The organism is Mesorhizobium sp. CO1-1-8, assembly GCF_020164875.1.
GTDB lineage: Bacteria > Pseudomonadota > Alphaproteobacteria > Rhizobiales > Rhizobiaceae > Mesorhizobium.
Window position 1 is genome coordinate 162,440 of the sequence record NZ_JAIUGZ010000013.1, and the last position, 19,582, is coordinate 182,021.

16 protein-coding genes are annotated in these 19,582 nt (G+C 63.2%); 15 read left to right on the plus strand and 1 reads right to left on the minus strand.

Features of this window, described 5'->3' with window-relative positions; genetic code table 11:
- Window positions 1-106: 106 nt before the first annotated feature.
- The 3 genes from LB558_RS24235 to LB558_RS24245 all read left to right on the plus strand — a co-directional run bounded on the left by LB558_RS24235 (window position 107) and on the right by LB558_RS24245 (window position 4,279).
- On the plus strand, window positions 107-778 hold the full coding sequence (locus tag LB558_RS24235; RefSeq protein WP_224699855.1) for a GntR family transcriptional regulator: 672 nt from the start codon (window positions 107-109) through the stop codon (window positions 776-778).
- Between the two features lie 176 nt (window positions 779-954).
- Window positions 955-1,719, plus strand: coding sequence for a DeoR/GlpR family DNA-binding transcription regulator (locus LB558_RS24240; RefSeq protein ID WP_224699856.1), 765 nt, complete (start codon window positions 955-957; stop codon window positions 1,717-1,719).
- Between the two features lie 82 nt (window positions 1,720-1,801).
- The gene (locus LB558_RS24245) at window positions 1,802-4,279 is read left to right on the plus strand and encodes a GcvT family protein (RefSeq protein ID WP_224699857.1); all 2,478 of its coding nucleotides are present in this window, start codon (window positions 1,802-1,804) and stop codon (window positions 4,277-4,279) included.
- On the opposite strand, the gene LB558_RS24250 is transcribed toward LB558_RS24245, so the two are convergent.
- A complete protein-coding gene (locus LB558_RS24250; RefSeq protein WP_224699858.1) occupies window positions 4,276-5,145 on the minus strand; it encodes a LysR substrate-binding domain-containing protein in 870 nt (289 codons plus the stop codon). The genes LB558_RS24245 and LB558_RS24250 overlap by 4 nt on opposite strands.
- Before the next feature lie 150 nt (window positions 5,146-5,295).
- Here LB558_RS24250 and LB558_RS24255 point away from each other — a divergent pair, with 150 nt between their 5' ends.
- The 12 genes from LB558_RS24255 to LB558_RS24310 form a co-directional block, all read left to right on the plus strand.
- Complete coding sequence (locus LB558_RS24255; RefSeq protein ID WP_224699859.1) at window positions 5,296-6,996, plus strand: Na/Pi cotransporter family protein; 1,701 nt, start codon at window positions 5,296-5,298, stop codon at window positions 6,994-6,996.
- 136 nt (window positions 6,997-7,132) lie between these two features.
- The gene (locus tag LB558_RS24260) at window positions 7,133-8,332 is read left to right on the plus strand and encodes a 2-aminoethylphosphonate--pyruvate transaminase (protein ID WP_224699860.1); all 1,200 of its coding nucleotides are present in this window, start codon (window positions 7,133-7,135) and stop codon (window positions 8,330-8,332) included.
- Between the two features lie 24 nt (window positions 8,333-8,356).
- Window positions 8,357-9,616 (plus strand): phosphonoacetate hydrolase, encoded by a 1,260-nt coding sequence (gene phnA, locus LB558_RS24265; protein ID WP_224699861.1) that lies wholly within the window; start codon window positions 8,357-8,359, stop codon window positions 9,614-9,616.
- A gap of 137 nt (window positions 9,617-9,753) precedes the next feature.
- The gene (phnY, locus tag LB558_RS24270) at window positions 9,754-11,211 is read left to right on the plus strand and encodes a phosphonoacetaldehyde dehydrogenase (protein WP_224699862.1); all 1,458 of its coding nucleotides are present in this window, start codon (window positions 9,754-9,756) and stop codon (window positions 11,209-11,211) included.
- A gap of 72 nt (window positions 11,212-11,283) precedes the next feature.
- Window positions 11,284-12,642 carry an aspartate aminotransferase family protein gene (locus LB558_RS24275; protein WP_224699863.1) on the plus strand — a complete coding sequence of 453 codons (1,359 nt, stop codon included), beginning with the start codon at window positions 11,284-11,286 and terminating at the stop codon, window positions 12,640-12,642.
- Between the two features lie 2 nt (window positions 12,643-12,644).
- The gene (locus tag LB558_RS24280) at window positions 12,645-13,655 is read left to right on the plus strand and encodes a C-terminal binding protein (RefSeq protein ID WP_224699864.1); all 1,011 of its coding nucleotides are present in this window, start codon (window positions 12,645-12,647) and stop codon (window positions 13,653-13,655) included.
- Between the two features lie 256 nt (window positions 13,656-13,911).
- Window positions 13,912-14,943: a 2-aminoethylphosphonate ABC transporter substrate-binding protein gene (locus LB558_RS24285; RefSeq protein ID WP_224699865.1), complete on the plus strand. Its 1,032-nt coding sequence runs from the start codon at window positions 13,912-13,914 to the stop codon at window positions 14,941-14,943.
- 29 nt (window positions 14,944-14,972) lie between these two features.
- Window positions 14,973-16,118, plus strand: a complete 1,146-nt coding sequence (locus LB558_RS24290) for an ABC transporter ATP-binding protein (protein WP_224699866.1) — start codon at window positions 14,973-14,975, stop codon at window positions 16,116-16,118.
- Window positions 16,111-16,380, plus strand: coding sequence for a hypothetical protein (locus tag LB558_RS24295; RefSeq protein WP_224699867.1), 270 nt, complete (start codon window positions 16,111-16,113; stop codon window positions 16,378-16,380). Before LB558_RS24290 ends, LB558_RS24295 begins: the two co-directional genes overlap by 8 nt.
- A complete protein-coding gene (locus tag LB558_RS24300; RefSeq protein WP_224699868.1) occupies window positions 16,359-16,961 on the plus strand; it encodes a 2-aminoethylphosphonate ABC transporter permease subunit in 603 nt (200 codons plus the stop codon). Before LB558_RS24295 ends, LB558_RS24300 begins: the two co-directional genes overlap by 22 nt.
- Before the next feature lie 2 nt (window positions 16,962-16,963).
- Window positions 16,964-17,761, plus strand: coding sequence for an ABC transporter permease subunit (locus LB558_RS24305; protein WP_224699869.1), 798 nt, complete (start codon window positions 16,964-16,966; stop codon window positions 17,759-17,761).
- A gap of 613 nt (window positions 17,762-18,374) precedes the next feature.
- The coding region (locus LB558_RS24310) for a VCBS domain-containing protein (RefSeq protein WP_224699870.1) at window positions 18,375-19,582 on the plus strand (1,208 nt) is incomplete at its 3' end.

Here is a 19,582-nt window from a genome sequence, read left to right on the forward strand (position 1 = left end):
CGTCACCTCGATATCATCTTATGGTATACCATGCTATGGAGCGCCAAGAACCTTGTCAATGGGCCATGGAATCTGTTTTGTGGCCGTATCAGGGAGGCAGAAAAAAATGTCAGACGATACGCTGCGGATCGACCGCTCCGCCAAGACGCTGCGGACGCTGTCGCTGGAGCGCTTGCGCGAGGCGATCATGGATTTTCATTTCCAGCCCGGCGAAAGACTGGTCGAACGGCCGCTTTGCGATCAGCTCGGGGTCAGCCGTTCGGTCGTGCGCGAGGTCCTGCGGCAGTTGGAGGCCGAAGGTCTGGTGCAGATGATACCCGGCCATGGACCCGCCGTAGCCAAGCCGGATCTCGGACGCACTGACGAAATCTACGAATTGAGGGCGTTGCTGGAGGGCATCGCGGCACGAGCTTGCGCCATGTCGGCCACCAGTGCGCAGATTGCTTTGCTCGATGGCGCTTTGACTGACCTTTTGGAAGCCTGGGCGTCCGGCGTGCCGGTCGCGGTGATGCGGGCTACAACCAAATTCTACGAGGCGCTGTTCGAAGTGGCCGACAAGCGTATTGCCTGGGAAATCGTCACCGGGCTGAATGTGCGTATCAACCAACTACGTTCGATGACCATCGCGTCGGAGAACCGTCGCGAGCCGGCGATCGCCGAAATGACCGCGATAATGGACGCAATCAAGTTGCGCGACCCTGATAAAGCTGAAGCCGCCGCCCGACATCATGTCGAACAAGCTAGGTTTATCGCGCAGCGGTTGTTGCGCCCGAGGTGACGACGCGTTTGGCGCGAAGGAGACATAGGGGGCTATGTTCGACTGTCTGGCTGTCGCGGAACCACACGGAACGGCACGAGAAGATTTCTGGCAGTTGCCTCGGCTCTCGGCCACTGCCACATATTACAACATCAAGGTCACGTGAGGGTCCAGTGTCTCCCGAGGGCAGTCAGCAGATGCGCGTGCTCGCCACGCGGCGACACGATGAGATCCTGAAGCGCCTCAGCGCCCAAGGTTCCGTTAGCATTGCCGAACTTGCCGGGTTCTTCGATGTCTCGCGCGAAACCATCCGCCGCGACCTGAAGCTGCTGTCGGATAAGGGGCAGCTCGGCATCGTGCATGGCGGCGCCGCCCGTTTCGAGCCGAGTGAGCCGGCAATGAACTTGCGCAGCCGAGAAAATGCCCGGGGCAAGGCCGCGATCGGCAGGGCGGCCGCAGGGCTCGTCCACAACGGTATGGTGATTTTCCTCGATTCAGGCACTACGACGCTGGCCGTTGCGCAAGCCATGAGCGACCTGCGCGATCTCACCATCTGTACGGCCAGCCTGCCGATTGCGCTCCTGCTGTGCCACATTTCAGGCATGCGGGTGCATATGCTGGGTGGCGAAATCGATCCGGGCGAGGAAGCGGCCTCCGGCATCGACATGCTCGAAGCCATGTCGCGCTTTCGCGTCGACATCGCCTTCCTCGGTGGTGGCGCGCTGTCGCCCGACGGCGAGGTCACCGATTTCACGCGCGCCGGCGCCGAACAGCGCGGACGGATGATCGCACTTGCCGCCAAAACCTACTTCGTTCTCGACAGCAGCAAGTTCGCAAAGCTGACGCCACTCAGGATCCCGAATTTCCAGCGCGCCGCCGGCTTGATCGTCGATGCGAAGCCGCAGGCTGATATCGCTGAAGCGGTGGTGCGCAAAGGACCTGAACTGATGGTCGCATCTTGATGTGATATTTTGTGGCATTTTGTGTTGATATTTGGGATTCGCCTGCTATGATCCAGGCGGTGTCAAAACGGCAGGATGTCCCATGGCAAACCAATTCCCCACGCAAGCGCGCGTCGTCATCGTCGGCGGCGGCATTATCGGCTGTTCGGTCGCCTATCATCTCACCAAGCTCGGCTGGACCGATGTGGTGCTGCTCGAGCAAGGCCAGCTCAGCGGCGGCACCACCTGGCACGCCGCCGGCCTTGTCGGGCAGTTGCGCGCCCACTCCAACATGACCAGCCTGATCAAATACTCCACGCAACTCTACGGCGAGCTGGAGGCAGAGACGGGGCTCGCCACCGGCTGGAAGAATTGCGGCTCGCTATCCGTGGCGCGCACATCAGACCGTATGACAGTGCTGAAGCGTACGGCCGCATCGGCGCGTGCTCAAGGGGTGGAGATCGATGTTATTTCGCCAAAAGAGGCGGCCGATCTGTGGCCGGTGATGGCGACGGACGATCTGGTCGGCGCCGTCTGGCTGCCGGGAGACGGCAAGGCCAATCCGACGGACTTGACACAGTCGCTCGCCAAGGGCGCGCGCAACGGCGGTGCGAAAGTTTTCGAGCGGGTGAAGGTCACCGGGATCACGGTGAAAAACGGCGTTGCCTGCGGCGTTGAGACGGACCGTGGCGACATCGCCGCCGAGATCGTCGTCAACTGCGCCGGCCAATGGGCGCGGAGGGTCGGGCTGATGTGCGGCGTCTCGGTGCCGCTGCATTCGGCCGAGCACATGTACATCGTCACCGGCAGGATCGAGGGTGTGCATCCTGACCTGCCGGTGATGCGCGACCCCGACGGTTTCATCTACTTCAAGGAAGAGGTCGGCGGCCTGGTGATGGGCGGCTTCGAGCCGCATGCCAAGCCGTGGGGCATGAACGGCATCCCGGAAAATTTCGAGTTCGCGCTGCTGCCCGACGATTGGGACCAGTTCGAGATACTGATGGAAAACGCGCTGGTCCGCGTACCGCAATTGGCGCAGGCCGAGGTCAAGAAATTCTACAACGGTCCCGAGAGCTTCACGCCGGACAACAATTTTCTCCTTGGCGAGGCGCCGGAGCTGAAGAATTTCTATGTCGGCGCCGGCTTCAACTCGATGGGCATCGCCAGCGCCGGCGGCGCGGGCAGGGCGCTGGCGGAATGGATCGTCAACGCCGCGCCGACCATGGATCTATGGCCGGTCGATATCAGGCGTTTCGCCTCCTTCAACAACAATCCGCGCTGGCTGCATGACCGTGTCAAGGAAACGCTCGGCCTGCACTACGCCATGCCGTGGCCGAACCGCGAACTGGACACCGCACGGCCGTTCCGCCGGTCGCCGCTCTACGACCGGCTCGCCGCCAAGGGCGCCTGCTTCGGCTCCAAAATGGGCTGGGAGCGCGCCAACTGGTTCGCCGCACCGGGAGAAAAAGCTAAAAACGACTATGCCTTCGCCCGCCAGAACTGGCACGAGGCGGTCAAGCGCGAGATGAAGGCAACACGCGAAGCCGTCGCCATCTTCGACCAGACGTCTTTCGCCAAGCTCCTCGTGCAAGGCCGCGATGCCTGCGCCGCGCTCAACTGGATCTGCGCCGGAAATGTCGACGTACCGGTCGGTACGTCTGTTTATACGGGCGTGCTCAATGCACGTGGCGGCTATGAAAGCGATCTTACCGTGATGCGGCTTGGCACGGAGAAATTCCTCATCGTCACCGGTTCGGCGCAAGCTGTCCACGATGCCGACTGGATGGTCAAAAACATCCCATCCGACGCCCAGGCAATCTTGACCGACGTCACCTCATCCTACGCGGTGCTGGCTGTGATGGGGCCGCGCTCACGCGATCTCCTGGGCAAACTCTCCTCGGCCGATCTCTCCAACGCCGGCTTTCCCTTCGCCACCATCCGCGAGATCGATATCGGCTATGCCACCGCCTATGCCAACCGCATGACCTATGTCGGCGAACTGGGCTGGGAACTGATCGTGCCGACCGAATTCGCCGTCGGCGTCTATGAGGCACTGCATGAGGCTGGCAGCGAATTCGGCCTGGTCGATGCCGGTTACTACGCGCTCGACGCCTTGCGCATCGAAAAGGGTTTTCGCGCCTGGGGTCGTGAACTGACGCCAGATATCAGCCCCTGGCAGGCTGGGCTTGGCTTCGCCGTGGCCACGGACAAGCCAGGTGGCTTTATCGGCCGCGACGCGCTGGTTGAGACGAAGCCATCGGCAGCACCGGCAAGACGCGTCGTGCTGTTCACGCTCGATGATGCCGAGCCGATGCTGTGGGGCGGCGAACTGATCCTGCGCGACGGCAAGCCGATCGGCGAAGTCCGCTCGGCCGCCTACGGCCACACGCTTGGCCGCTCGGTGGCGCTCGGGCTGATCGAGAACGAGGCGGGAGTCGACGCTGCGTTTCTCACCGGTGGTCGTTTTGAGATCGACCTTGCCGGCGTTCGCCATGCCGCGACAGCACATCTGCGCAGCCCCTACGATCCGAAGTCGGAGCGGGTGAAGGCCGATGTGGTGGAGGTTCGCACTGCCGCCTAATCCGCCGACATCGAGCGCGCCATATCCAGGAAAGCCCGCACCAGTTTGCCGCCGCTGCGTTCACGCAGGCAGATCAACGCCTCGTCCATCAGGGTCTCGGGCGCGTCGATGGTGATCGGCACCAGCCGCGAATCCTGGCCGAATTCGGCCGCCGAGACAAAGCCGATGCCGGCGCCCGAGGCGACGATCTCGCGGACGGCTTCGCGGCCTTCGGCCTCGATCACCGGCCTGAGTTCGATCTTCGAAGCCGCTGCGAGGTCTTCGAGCTTCTGACGCGTCTTCGAGCCGCGCTCGCGCATGACCAGCGATTCCTGCGCGAGCTGCTTGAGGGTGAGTGACTTTTTCGCGGCCAGCGGGTGGTCGACGGATGCAAACGCGATGATCGGCGTCGAGTTGAGTTTCAGCACCTCGAAATCGCGCCCGGTCGGCACCTCGCCCAGAACGCCGATGTCGGCGTCGTAGCTGTAGAGGCTGCTGATCACTGTCTCGGTGTTGCCGGCGCGCACCGAAACCTGCACGCCGGGATAGCGGGCCCGGAAGCTGCCGAGGATGTGCAGCAGATGATGCGCGGCATCGGCAACGATGCGCAGCGTGCCGGAGCGCAAGGCGCGGGACTCCGTCAGAAGTTCGAGCGCCTGCTGCTCGGTATCGAACATGCGGTGGGTTATCTCGAGCAGCTTCTGGCCCGAATGGGTCAGCGTGACCTGCTTCTTGTTGCGGTTGAACAGCAGCACATCATACTCTTCCTCGAGCTTGCGCACCTGATCCGATATCGCCGGCTGTGTCAGGAACAGCGCCTCGGCAGCCCGCGAAAAACCGCCTGAGATGGCCACCTGGTGAAAAGCCCGCAACTGAACGTAGCGCATCTCCATGCCTCCGAAAATGTCGAAATCGTCGGCATCCTATCATAAGGTATGCTAACTAAAAGATAGAAATGAACGATTTGACTTATGTCTGGCCGGCCCTCAGCCTGAGCATGGGTCGACGTCCCTGCCGGCCGTCCCCGGGAGGTCGCCATGCAATTTTCCATCATCCTGCTGCATCTGGCGGGTGCGGTCATGCTGCTGCTCTGGGCTGTGCGCATGGTGCGCACCGGTGTGGAGCGAGCCTGCGGCCCCGCTTTGCGCGATGCCCTGAGGCAGGCGCGGGGTGCACGGCTCAGGTCAGCCTGTGCCGGCACCGTGCTTGCTGTGCTGCTGCAGAGTTCCACCGCCGTCGCCATGCTGTCGGCCGGGTTTGCCGCCGGTGGCATGGTTTCGGTGTCGGTCGGGCTGGCGATCCTGCTTGGCGCCGATTTCGGTTCGGCCCTGGTTGTCCAGGTGCTGTCGTTCGACCTCAGCTGGCTGGTGCCGGCGCTGATCCTGATCGGCGGCGCGATGGCCCTGAAGTTCGAGGCACGCGGCATCAAGCAAGGCGGGCGCATCCTGATGGGTGTCGCATTCGTTCTCCTGTCACTGCACATGATCAGTGAGGCCACCGCGCCGATGCGGCAGAGCACGTTGCTGCCGCTGGTGATTTCCTATCTGCGTGCGGACTATTTCACCGCCTTTGCCGCCGCCGCTTTGTTCACATGGCTGATCCACTCCAGCGTGGCGGCGATCCTGCTGTTCGTCACACTTGCGGCCCAAGGCGTCCTGCCTGTCGAGGTCGGCCTGTTCTTCATCCTCGGCGCCAATTGCGGCGGCGCGCTGATCGCCGTGTGGCTGACGCGCGGCGAGGCCGTCGAGGCGCGCCGTGTTCCGCTCGGCAATCTGATTTTTCGGGGGACGGCCGCGCTCGCCGCCTTGTTCGTGCTTCAGGTCATGGCGTTTCCGGCGCATCTTTTCGGTGCAACCGAAGGCCGCCAGCTGGTCAACCTGCATCTTGCCTTCAATCTGGTACTCGTCATCTGCTGCTCGCCGTTCACTGGCATGATGGAGCGACTGGTCACCTTGCTGATCGCCGACAGGCCGGCGGCAAAGGCAGGGGAGGGCGTGGACCTGATGTCACGCCGCACCAGCGCGCTTGACCGCACCGTCATGCGCACGCCCGGTCTTGCGCTGGCCAGTGCGACGCGCGAGTTGCTGCGCATGGGCGAGGTCGTCGAGGTGATGCTGCGTCCCGTGATGGATTTCTTCGATGCCGGCACCACAGACCAGATCCGCAAGGCGCAGAAGCTCGACGACGACGTCAACCGCGCGCACACCGAAATCAAGCTCTACATCGCGGAAGTCAACCGCGGCAGCATGACTACGGCCGAAGCCCAGCGCGGCATAGAACTCACCGATTTCGCCATCAATCTCGAACGCGCCGGCGATATCGTCGCCAAGAACCTGCTCGTGCTTACTCAGGAGCTGCGCGACAAGAACCTGCGCTTTTCACGCGACGGCTGGAGCGAACTGGCCGGGCTTCACAACCGTGTCATGGCCAACATGCAGCTTGCGCTCAACGTGCTGGTGTCGAGCGATCTCGAGTCGGCGCGCCAACTCGTCATCGAGAAGGAGCGGATGCGCAAGCTGGAACGCATGAGCCATGACCGTCACCTCAAGCGCCTGCAATCGGGAATGCCGCAAAGCATCGACACCAGCGACATCCATCTGGAGGCGGTCAGGGCGCTGAAAGAAATCAACTCGCTGATGGCCTCGGTCGCCTATCCCCTGCTGACGCAAAGCGGCGATCTGCTTGAGAGCCGGCTGGCAGGAGGGGCTGCGGACGTGAGGGCTCCTGCACTGGCCTGAGGGGGATTTCCACCAGCGAGCCCGTCCTTGTGACCATCGTGGGAATCGATACATCGATACAAAATAACGATTTTACAAATACGTCATTCAGGCCAAGAATAAGTCACATCGAAAAGCAGATCGAGCGGAGGACAATATGCTCGCCGAGACGAAATTTGCCGCGGAGCCGCTGGCCGGGCCGGCGCTGGGGGAGCCGTATCTGCTGACCCCGGGACCGTTGACCACGGCCTATTCAGTCAAGCAGGCCATGCTGCGCGACTGGGGATCCTGGGACGGTGATTTCCGCGCCATGACATCAGACATGCGCCGCCGCCTGCTGGCGCTGACCGGTGACACGCAAGGCGAGTTCGACTGCGTGCCGATGCAAGGCAGCGGCTCCTTCTGCGTCGAGGCGATGCTGGGTTCGTTCGTGCCCAGGGACGGCAAGGTTCTGGTTCTGGCCAACGGCGCCTATGGCCTGCGCGCGGCGCAGACCATGCAGTATCTCGGCCGCGCCTACACGCTGATCGACAAGGGCGACTACCTGCCGCCGCGCGGCGATGAGGTGGCGGCAGCACTTGAGGCCGACCGCGCCATCACGCATGTGATCGCCATCCATTGCGAGACAAGTTCCGGCATCCTCAATCCCGTCGCCGAGATTGCTGAAGCCGTATACGCCAAGGGCCGCAAGCTGCTGGTTGATTCCATGAGCGCCTTCGGTGCCATCCCACTCGACGTTAACGAGATCCGTTACGAGGCGATGGTCTCGTCCGCCAACAAATGCATCGAGGGCGTGCCGGGCTTCGGCTTCATCATCGCACGCAAGAGCGAGCTCGAGGCCGCCAAGGGCCGCAGCCACTCGCTGTCGCTCGACGTCAACGCGCAGTGGGCGCACCTGAACAAGACAGGCCAGTGGCGCTACACGCCGCCGACGCATGTCGTCGCCGCCTTCCTCGAGGCGTTGCGCAAGCACGAGGGCGAGGGCGGCGTTGCCGGTCGTGGCGCCCGCTACACCAGGAACCGGGACGTCATGGTGGCCGGGATGCGTGAACTCGGCTTTGAGACATTGCTGAAAGACCGCTGGCTGTCGCCGATCATTGTCACCTTCTTCAACCCGGCCCACGCCAACTTCGCCTTCGATCGCTTCTACGAACTGATGAAGGACAAGGGCTTCATCATTTATCCAGGCAAGCTGACCGCCGTTGATAGCTTTCGCGTCGGCTGCATCGGCCAGATGGACGAACATGTCATGCGCCGCGTCGTCGAGGCGGCGGCTTTCTCGTTGAATGAAATGGGCGTCGACACCGCCGCTCCACCCGCCGCGGCAATCGCCGAGCGCGCCAAACTCGCCGCCTGAAGCGGCAGATTTCGAGGATTTTCGATGAACCAGATGTCTCCCATCAACGTCGCGGTCAACGGCCGCACCTACGCCTGGCCGCGTGTGCCGGCCATCGCCATCTGTCTTGACGGCTGCGAGCCGGCCTATCTCGACGAAGCGATCAAGGCCGGGCTGACGCCGGCTTTGGTCAGGATCAAGCAGAAGGGCACGGTGCGCTTTGCACACTCGGTCATCCCGAGCTTCACCAATCCCAACAATCTGTCGATCGCCACCGGCCGCCCGCCGTCAGTGCATGGCATTTGCGGCAACTACCTCTACGAGCGCGAGACCGGCAAGGAAGTGATGATGAACGATCCGCGCTTCCTGCGCGCGCCGACCGTCTTCCAGGCCTTCTACGATGCCGGCGCCAAGGTTGCCGTGGTGACGGCGAAGGACAAGCTGCGTGCGCTTCTCGGCAAGGGGCTCGCCTTCGATGAAGGCCGTGCGCTGTGTTTCTCAGCGGAGAAGTCGGACACCACGACCTTAGCTGGGCACGGCATCGACAATGCCTCGAAGCACTTCGGCCTGCCGGTGCCGGAGGTCTATTCGGCCGAACTGTCGGAATTCGTGTTCGCCGCCGGCGTCCAGCTGCTGAAGGAGTTCCGCCCCGACATCATGTACCTGACGACGACAGACTATGTGCAGCACAAATATGCACCTGGCGCGCCGCAGGCCAACGCCTTCTACGAGATGTTCGACAAATACCTGACCGAGCTCGATGCGCTGGGCGCGGCGATCGTCGTCACCGCCGACCATGGCATGAAGCCCAAGCACAAGGCCGACGGTTCGCCCGACGTCGTCTATGTCCAGGACCTTCTCGACGAGTGGCTGGGCAAGGACGCCGCTCGGCTGATCCTGCCGATCACCGACCCCTATGTCGTTCATCACGGCGCGCTCGGCTCGTTTGCCACCGCCTATCTGCCTGATGGCGCGGATCAGGCCGGCATCATGGCGCGGCTAGCCAAGATCGATGGCATCATGCTGGTCGTCGACAGCCCGACGGCGTGCGAGCGCTTCGAACTGCCGGCAGATCGCATCGGCGACATCGTGCTGATCTCGACCGAGAACAAGACGATCGGTACCAGCGAACACCGCCATGATCTGGCAGCCCTCAACGAGCCCCTGCGCTCGCATGGCGGGCTGACCGAGCAGGAGGTGCCGTTCATCGTCAACCGCGTGCTGCCGGATTTGCCGAACGAACCAATCTTGCGCAACTTCGACGCCTTCTACTACGCCACCATGGCGGCGGCGCTGGCGGGCTGAGTGCCACCGTCGACCTCCACTCCGCCTCGCTTCGCTCGGCACCTCTCCCCCATCGATCGGGAGAAGTGGCCCGAAGGGCTGGAGTGGCGGTCGATCCTCCCCCGCGCCGCGTTCAAGAATCTGCTGGAGCAGAGCACATGACCAAGCTTGACCCTGCCATCAAAGTTCGCCACGAGCCGATGCGCATCGCCGGCAAGCAAGTCGATGCCGACGGCGTCGTCGAGGTGCGCTACCCCTGGAACAATACCGTCATCGGCACCGTTCCGGCCGGCCGCGCCGAGCATGCGCGCCAGGCGTTCGAGATCGCTGCCGGCTATAAGTCCAAACTGACCCGCTATGAGCGCCAGCAGATCCTGTTCCGTACAGCTGAAGCGCTGGCGTCGCGCCGTGAAGAAATCTCCGATCTCATCACGCTCGAGCTCGGCATCTCCAAGACCGACTCGCTCTATGAGGTCGGCCGCGCCTATGACGTCTTCACGCTGTCGGCGCAGATGTGCATCCAGGATGACGGCCAGATCTTCTCCTGCGATCTCACCCCGCATGGCAAGGCGCGCAAGATCTTCACCACCCGTGAGCCGCTGAAGGCGATCTCGGCAATCACGCCCTTCAACCATCCGCTCAACATGGTCTCGCACAAGGTGGCGCCGGCGATTGCTACCAACAATTGCGTGGTGGTGAAGCCGACCGAGCTGACGCCGATGACGGCGCTGCTGTTGGCCGACATCCTCTACGAAGCCGGCCTGCCGCCGGAAATGCTGTCGGTGGTGACCGGCTGGCCGGCCGATATCGGCAACGAGATGATCACCAACGGCAACATCGACCTGATCACCTTCACCGGCGGTGTGCCGGTCGGCAAGATGATCGCTCGCACCGCCGGCTACAAGCGTCAGGTGCTGGAACTCGGCGGCAACGATCCGCTGATCATCCTCAACGATCTCTCCGACGAGGATCTGGCAAAGGCGGCGGACCTGGCGGTGGCCGGAGCGACGAAAAACTCCGGCCAGCGTTGCACGGCGGTCAAGCGCATCCTCGTCCAGGAAAGCGTCGCCGACCGCTTCGTGCCGCTGGTGCTGGAGCGGGCGAAAAAGATCCGCTTCGGCGATCCGATGGACCGCTCCACCGACCTTGGCACCGTCGTGCACGAGAAGGCGGCGGCGCTGTTCGAAGCCCGCGTCCACATGGCCGCGGAGCAAGGGGCCGAAATCCTCTACAATCCGGGCCGCCAAGGCGCGTTGCTGCCGCCGATCGTGGTCGATCGCGTGCCGCACACATCCGAATTGGTGATGGAGGAGACGTTCGGCCCGATCATCCCGATAGTTCGCGCGCCGGACGATGACGATGCGCTGATCGCACTGTCCAACTCGACCGCCTTCGGCCTGTCGTCGGGCGTCTGCACCAACTCTTTTCCGCGCATGCAGAAATACATCGCCGGCCTTCAGGTCGGCACCGTCAACATCTGGGAAGTGCCGGGCTATCGCATCGAGATGTCGCCCTTCGGCGGCATCAAGGATTCGGGCAACGGCTACAAGGAAGGCGTCATCGAGGCGATGAAGAGCTACACCAATGTGAAGACATTTTCGCTGCCCTGGTCCTGACCGGACGGCATTGACGGATAGAACAATCGAGGGAGCGTTCGCCGCTCCCTCATACGCGTTTCGGAGACCATGATGGCCGCGATATCTGAGCTTGTGCACACCGAAGGCGATTCCAACACGACAGCGGCGCGCGGCCACTGGGATGCCGGGCAGGACGATCCGCGGATCCGCGGCCTGCTCGATCGCGACGCGGCCGCCTTCATGCACCAGAGCCTGTCCAGCCCCTGCCTGTCGACGATCGCGAAGGCGCAAGGCATCTGGATCGAGGACACCGCCGGCCGCCGCTTCATGGATTTCCACGGCAACAGCGTCCATCACCTCGGCTATGGCCATCCGAAGCTTGTGGCCGCGATCAAGAAGCAGCTCGATGAACTCTGCTTTGCGCCGCGCCGCTTTACCTGCGAGCCCGCCGTCGAGCTGGCGGAGAAGCTGGCGGCATTGGCGCCCGGCGATCTCGGCAAGGTGCTGTTCACCACCGGCGGCTCGGACGCCATTGAAGTGGCGTTGAAGATCGCCCGCGCCGCGACCGGCCGCTTCAAGACGGTGTCGTTCTGGGATGCGTTCCACGGCGCCGGCTTCGGCGCAGCGAGCGTCGGCGGCGAGGCGACCTTCCGCTCGCACATCGCCGGGCCCTTGATGACCGGCACCGAGCACGTTGCGCCCTGGGACGGCTATCGGTGCCCGTACGGCCACGATTCGCTGGAAGCATCCGGGCTCGCCTGCGCCAACATGCTCGCTTACGTGCTCGGCCGCGAACAGGACGTGGCGGCGGTCGTCGCCGAGCCGATGCGGGCGACGCCCAACCCGCCGCCGCCCGGCTTCTGGCAGCGGGTACGCGAGGCCTGCGACCGGCACGGCACACTGCTGATCTTCGACGAGATCCCGACCGGCCTCGGCAAGACCGGCAAATTCTTCGCGCACGAGCATGATGATGTGACGCCCGACATCGTCGTCCTCGGCAAGTCGCTCGGCGGCGGCATCCTGCCGATCGCCGCCGTCATCGCGCGCCGCGACCTTGACGTCACCGGCGGCTTCGCGATCGGCCACTACACCCATGAAAAGAACCCGGTGACGACGCGCGCGGCGCTGACGACGATAGACATCATCCTTGGGGAAGGGTTGGTCGAGCGCGCGGCCGAACTTGGCCGGCACATGCTGGAGCGTATGCAGCATCTGATGGCGCGCTCGCCCCATGTCGGTGACGTCAGGGGCAGGGGGCTGATGGTCGGCGTCGAGCTTGTCGAGGATCGTGATACGCGCCACCCGGCGCGCGATCTCGCCGAGCGCGTCTTCTATGCTTGCCTGGAACAGGGGCTGAGCTTCAAGATCAGCCAGGGCAACGTGTTGACGCTGTCGCCGCCGCTGATCATTTCGAAAACCGACCTCGACCGTGCGCTCGACATCGTCCAGCGCGCCGTGCTGGCGGCCTGAGCGTGAAGGCCGTGCGCACCGACCGCGAACTCGACTGCCCTGGCATCGACGCCGGCTTGCGGGCGAGGGGTGTCGACCTGGTGACGCTGCCGGACGGCATTCCGGAGGCCGATCTCATCGCGGCCGTTGCCGACGCCGATCTGCTGCTCATGTGCTACACGCCGATCACCGCACGGGTGATCGCGGCGGCTCCCAGATTGAAGGGCATCGTCAAATATGGCGTCGGCGTCGATGCCATCGATATTCCCGCCGCGATGCGGCGCGGCATTCCCGTCGTCAACGTGCCTGATTATGCCGAGGAGACTGTCGCTGAAGGGGCTTTCGCGCTGATGATCGCGCTCGCCAGGCGGCTGCCGGCGATCACGGCGGCGGTGTCGCGTGATGGCTGGATCTGGCCCGAGCAGCGCTGGCTGGGACGCGACATGTCCGGCGCCACGCTTGGGCTTGTCGGCTGCGGCAAGATCGGCCGCAGCATGGCGCGCATGGCCGGGCAGGGGTTTCACGCGCATGTTCTCGGCTTCGATCCAGGTGTCGACGCGGCAACGATGCAGGCCGCCGGCATCGAGAAGGTCGACGACCTCCAGGTCATGCTGCGGGCCTGCGATTTCGTTTCCCTCCACTGCGTGCTGAACGACAGGACGCACGGCCTGATTGGTGAAGCCGAGCTCGCTTGCCTGAAGCCCTCTGCGATCATCGTCAACGTCTCGCGCGGCGCGCTGATCGACGAGGCCGCCCTTGTCGAGGCGATCATCTCGGCGCGCATCGGCGGCGCCGGGCTCGATGTCTATTCGGTCGAACCGCTGGCCAGGTCGGGCCATCCGATGAGCGCACTGTTCGGCCGCGACAACGTCATCCTGTTTCCGCATCTCACTTTCTTCACGCAGGAGGCCATGCGTCGGCTCGAAGACGACACGCTCGCGCGCTGCTTCGAAATTCTCGACGGCCGGCCGGTTACCGTTCGTTCGTTCGATCCGCGGCTGCGGGCGCAGACATCTGGCGTTTCATTCAGCTGACCACCACCATTTCTGCCGCCAATCGCGGGCCTTTCCGCGAGGCCGGATCGACGCCTGGCCAGCGTTGCGACAGTTCCATGACAATTATCAGGTAAACTTTGCCTCTCATAAAATAAATAGATTTTACTTATCGATCGTCAGTCCCCAAAGTCGCCCACAACGACGAGATCGAGCGGTGCCGCATAAGGCTCCCGCCTACAGGCGAGATCGTCACAGTGCATCGCAGAATGTGCCATCAATCACAGGGGAACTGAGCATGAAATCGCAAAAGATAACCATAGCTATGGCCTTCGCCGCGTCGCTGTTGGCGTCGTCGGCTCTTGTCGGACCGGCACTCGCCGACGGCGTCGTCACCATTTATTCCGCCGACGGCCTGCATGACGGCAATGGCAGCTGGTTCGAGACCGAATTCGCCGCCTTCACCAAGGCCACCGGCATCACCGTTCAGTACATCGAGGCAGGTTCCGGCGGCGTCGTCGAGCGTGTCGCCAAGGAGAAGTCGAACCCGCAGGCCGACGTGCTGGTGACCTTGCCGCCCTTCGTGCAGCGCGCCGCGGCTGACGGCCTGCTGCAGGACTACAAGCCGGAAGCCGCCGACCAGATCGATGGCGGCACCGACAAGTACCGGCCGCTGGTCAACAACTACATGAACTTCATCTACAACAGTGCCGTCCTGCCGGAAGCGCCAAAGGCCTACAACGACCTGCTCGACCCGAAGTTCAAGGGCAAGATCCAGTATTCTACCCCCGGCCAGGCCGGTGACGGCACCGCCGTCATGCTGCAGATCATCCACGCCTTCGGCGGCGAGGATGCCGGCTTCGAGTTCATGAAGAAGCTGCAGGACAACAATGTCGGCCCCTCCGCTTCGACTGGCAAGCTGACCGCGCTGGTCAACAAGGGTGAGTTGCATGTCGCCAATGGCGATCTGCAGATGAACATGTCGCAGATGGCCGACAATCCCAATATCAAGCTGTTCTGGCCGGCGGGTCCTGACGGCGTGCGCTCCACTTTCGCGCTGCCCTATGAAATCGGCCTGGTCACCGGCGCACCCAACGCGGACAACGGCAAGAAACTGATCGACTTCCTGCTCTCCAAGGAAGCGCAGTCGAGCATCAGTTCCGTTGCGCTCGGCATGCCGGCTCGCAAGGACGTCAAGCCGGATGACGCCAACTTCGCCAAGGCGCAGGAGGCGATGAAAGGCGTGACCGTCTGGTCGCCGAACTGGGACGACGCGCTGAGCAAGCTGCCCGATTATGTCAAGCGCTGGAACGAAGCGACCGGAAGTTGATCCGCAAGGGAAACCCGGAGGACCACGCCATGTCGGCCGCAGCCTTTACTGGTACCAGTGTCATGGACATCGACGCCGCGAAGGTTCGCGGCGCCGGCTCCAACGTCCATTTCGACAAGGTCAGCGTCGCCTATGGCGCGCATGTCGTCCTGCATCCGCTGACCCTGGATATCGCGCCCGGCGAAATTCTGGCGATGATCGGCCCATCCGGCTCCGGCAAGACCACGGCCTTGCGCGCCGTGGCCGGCTTTGTGCGGCCCGCAAGTGGTCGCATCCGCATCGGCGCGACCGACGTGACCGATCTGCCGCCTTATGAACGCGGCCTCGGCATGGTGGTGCAGAACTACGCGCTGTTTCCGCATATGCGGGTCGAGGACAACGTCGCCTTTGGCCTCAGAGCACAAGGCGCCGACAAGGCGCTGATCGGCGAACGGATCAAGGATGCGCTCGGCACTGTCGGCATGTCGGCCTACGCCAGGCGTTATCCGCGCGAGCTTTCTGGCGGCCAGCAGCAGCGCGTGGCGATTGCGCGTGCCTTGGCCGTGCGCCCGCGCGTGCTCCTGCTCGACGAGCCGCTTTCGGCGCTTGACGCGCAGATCCGCCGCAACATGGTCGAGGAGATTGCCCGGCTGCACCGCAGCCTGCCGGGCCTGACGATCCTCTATGTCACCCATGACCAGACCGAAGCGCTGACGCTTGCCGACAAGATCGCCATCATGCGCGACGGCAGGGTCTGTTCGCACGGACCCACGACCGAACTCTACCGCCGCCCGCCAAACCGTTTTACGGCCGAGTTCCTCGGTCGCGCCAACCTTTTGCCGGTGACGATTGCCGAGGCCGTTGGCTCGAAGGGCTTTGTCACGGCGAGGCACGGCGATGTAGCGCTCACCGGCGCGGGCCGTGACGAGAAGGCCGGCGACAAGAGCCTGCTCTGCATCAGGCCGCAGCATCTCAGCCTGACCGCCGACAGCGAACATACCAACCGCATCGTCGGCACACTCAGGGAAGTGCACTGGCAGGGCGAACTGACCCACCTCGTGCTCGATGTCGACGGCACCCCGGTGCGTGTCTCTGCGACCAGGCTGCCGATCGCCTTGCCCGAACCCGGCACCAGGGTGCCGCTGTTCTTCGCGCCCGCCGACACCTCGCTGCTTCCGGAAGATGCCGGTGTCTGAGGCTGTCGCTATCCCTGCGCCGGCGATGAAGCTCTCGTTGGGCAAATTCTGGATCGTGCCGCCGGCGGCCCTGCTGGCGCTGCTGTTCTTCTATCCGTTGGCACTGATTGCCCGCCAGGCCTTCCTAGACGACAGCGGGGTCGCCAATGTCGCCGAAGTGATCCGGGTGCTGCATTCGCGCTTCTTCCTCAACGCGCTGATCAACACCGTGTCGATCTCGATCGCGGCGACAGCCTGGTTGTGGGCCTCGTCCTGGCGCTGATCCTCGCTTTCGTGCCGTTCCCCGGCAGCGGCTTCATCGCCAGGCTGATCGACACCTTCATTGCCCTGCCGACGTTCCTGGTGACGCTAGCCTTCACCTTCCTCTACGGCTCCGCCGGCATGCTCAATGCCGGGCTGATGGAGACTTTTTCGTTGCCGCTGCCGCCCGTCGATTTCCTCTATTCGGCGTGGGGCGTGATCCTGGCCGAGGTTACTGTCTACACACCCTTCATCCTGCGCCCGCTGCTCGCCGCCTTTTCGCTGGTCGACCGCGGCCAGATCGAAGCGGCAAGCGTGCTTGGCGCAAGGCCGTTTCGCATCGTCCGGCAGGTCATCCTGCCAGCCGCAATCCCGGCGCTCATTGCCGGCGGCAGCCTCTGCCTGCTGTTGACCGTCAACGAATTCGGCATCGTTCTGTTCATCGGCGCCAAGGGCGTCATCACCCTTCCGCTGCTGATCTACGGCAAGGCGATCCAGGAATCGGCCTATCAGGTCGCCTGCATCATCGCCGTCATCAACATCGCGCTGTCGCTCGGCCTGTTCGGCCTCTACCGGCTCGCCGCCGGCCGGTTGGGAGCCTAGCCATGTTGGTCTGGTCGCGCTCCGGTCGCTTTGTCCTGTGGACACTCTTCGCGCTGATCTTCGGCGTGCTGTTCCTGGCGCCGCTGGCGGTCATCCTCCTATCCAGCCTGGCTGACCAGTGGAACGGCGTGCTGCCCAACGGCCTGACCACGGAGCACTACACCGATGTCGGGCGCGGCGCGGCGTGGAACGCGGTCAAGTCGAGCCTGATCACCGGCTTTCTGGCTAGCGCGCTGGCGCTGGTCAGCGGCACCTGGGCGGCACTGTCGCTTCGCCTCCAGGGCCATGCCTTGCGGCGGCTGCTTGGCCTCTTGTTCTTCATTCCGAGCGCCGTGCCCTCGGTCTCCGTCGGTCTCGGCCTGCTGGTTGCCTTCAGCCACCCGCCGCTGCTGCTCAACGGCACGATAGCGATCGTCATGATCGCGCATTTCGTGCTGATCTCGGCCTTCACCTTCGGCAATGTCTCGGCTGGATTGGCGCGGCTCTCACCCGACTTCGAGCAGGTGGCCTCGAGCCTCGGCGCGCGGCCAGCCTACCGGCTTTGGCACGTCACGCTGCCCTTGCTTGCACCCTATCTGGTCGCCGCCTTCGGTCTCAGTTTCGCGCTGTCGATGGGTGAACTTGGCGCCACCGTCATGGTCTACCCGCCGGGCTGGGTGACGCTGCCGGTGTCGATCTTCAGCCTCACCGATCGCGGCGACATCTTCGCCGGTGCGGCACTCACCATGATCCTTGTGGCGGCAACGCTGGTCCTGCTGCTCGGGCTGGAGCGCGTTACCAAGCGCGCGACCGGCGCATAGGCCGACGTCCAGAAAATCAATCGAGGTGCTTCGCTTCCCGGCTGTCCGCCGCGTGAAGTGATCTCAGTTGAATCCCCCGACCGTTCAAGCGAACTGTCGGGTTGGCGTGCTGCACGAGAAGTACTCAGCGATCAAGGCGCGGCGTTAATATGGAACTGCGCTGGGGCTCTCGTCACGCTGAGCCGCACTCCGCCTGGCTCATATAGGGGTGTGCGCCTGTTCGATCTCACAACTCGGTTCTAGTGACTGTGCTCCCTTATGTTCGACTATTAACTGTTCGGCCAAGTTGGGCGTTGACGCTTCCTCTCTATAAGAGTTAATAATCTCCTAATATAAGAGGCATCTAAAGTTTGTGGTCGGTAACCACGGGTTTGACGATGTAATTTCGGGTAGGAAGGTAGCGCGACGACCAGTCGTCGCGTCCAGCAGCATCGGGTCAATATCCGTCCGTGAATGGCCAGCTTGAGGCGGCTGTTCCAAGCGCGGCGGTGTGCCTGGCGACAATTCATGCCTCCCCGGATTCTCGCGATTTTTCTTCGGCTGGAAGCAGCCGGTCGTTCAGTACTGCCGATAATACAGATGAGGCATCTGTTCTTAAAAAGGGGGGTTGAAAATGGCTACTCAGGTCACCGGCGCCGGCGGCACCACGACGTCTTTCTCCAACACGCCGCAGGCGAAGGATGATCTTTTTCTCCTCTCGGAAAATGACACCGGTGTCCTGATTCTGAATGTTTTGGCGAATGATCTGGGTGGCGCAGCCAAACAGCTCTACTCCATCGATAACGCAATTAGTGATCCGACATCAACAAAGGTACCTGCTCCGGCGGACTTGCTCACGCGTGATGCGACATACTCCGGTAATGTCGGAGGAGGGACCGACACGAGTTACCTGGGTGCCCATATCTGGATAGGCACTGATGGTACGATCCACTACGACACGGCGACTATCGACGGTAAAATTCAAGCCCTTGGGGCGGGAGAGGTTCTCACCGATAAAGTGACCTACGCCATCCAGCTCGGCAATGGCACGCTGAGCTGGGCCACGGCCACCATTCAGTTCAACGGCACCAACGACAAGCCTGTTATCACCTCCGGCACCCAGTCCGCTTCGGTCACCGAGATCGCCGATCTTGCGGCTGGCGAAAACATCACCACTCACGTCAAGACCGGCGCCATCACCTTCAGCGACGCCGACACGCTCGATACCCACACCGCAACGTTTGTGGCGGCGACCGGCAACACCACCGCGCTCGGCACCTTCGCACTCAACACCAGCAATATCGACACCGGCAATGGCGGCTCGGTCGGCTGGACATTCTCGGTCTCCGACGGCGCGCTCGACTATCTGCAGGCGGGCCAGGTCGTCACCCAGTCTTACATCGTCAGCATCAATGACGGCCACGGCGGCATCGTACCGCAGACCGTCACCGTTACGATCACCGGCTCCGAAGACAAGCCTGTTATCACCTCCGGCACCCAGTCCGCTTCGGTCACCGAGATCGCCGATCTTGCGGCTGGCGAGAACATCACCACTCACGTCAAGACCGGCGCCATCACCTTCAGCGACGCCGACACGCTCGATACCCACACCGCAACGTTTGTGGCGGCTGCCGGAAACACCACCGCGCTCGGCACCTTCGCACTCAACACCAGCAATATCGACACCGGCAATGGCGGCTCGGTCGGCTGGACATTCTCGGTTTCCGACGGCGCGCTCGACTATCTGCAGGCGGGCCAGGTCGTCACCCAGTCTTACATCGTCAGCATCAATGACGGCCACGGCGGCATCGTACCGCAGACCGTCACCGTTACGATCACCGG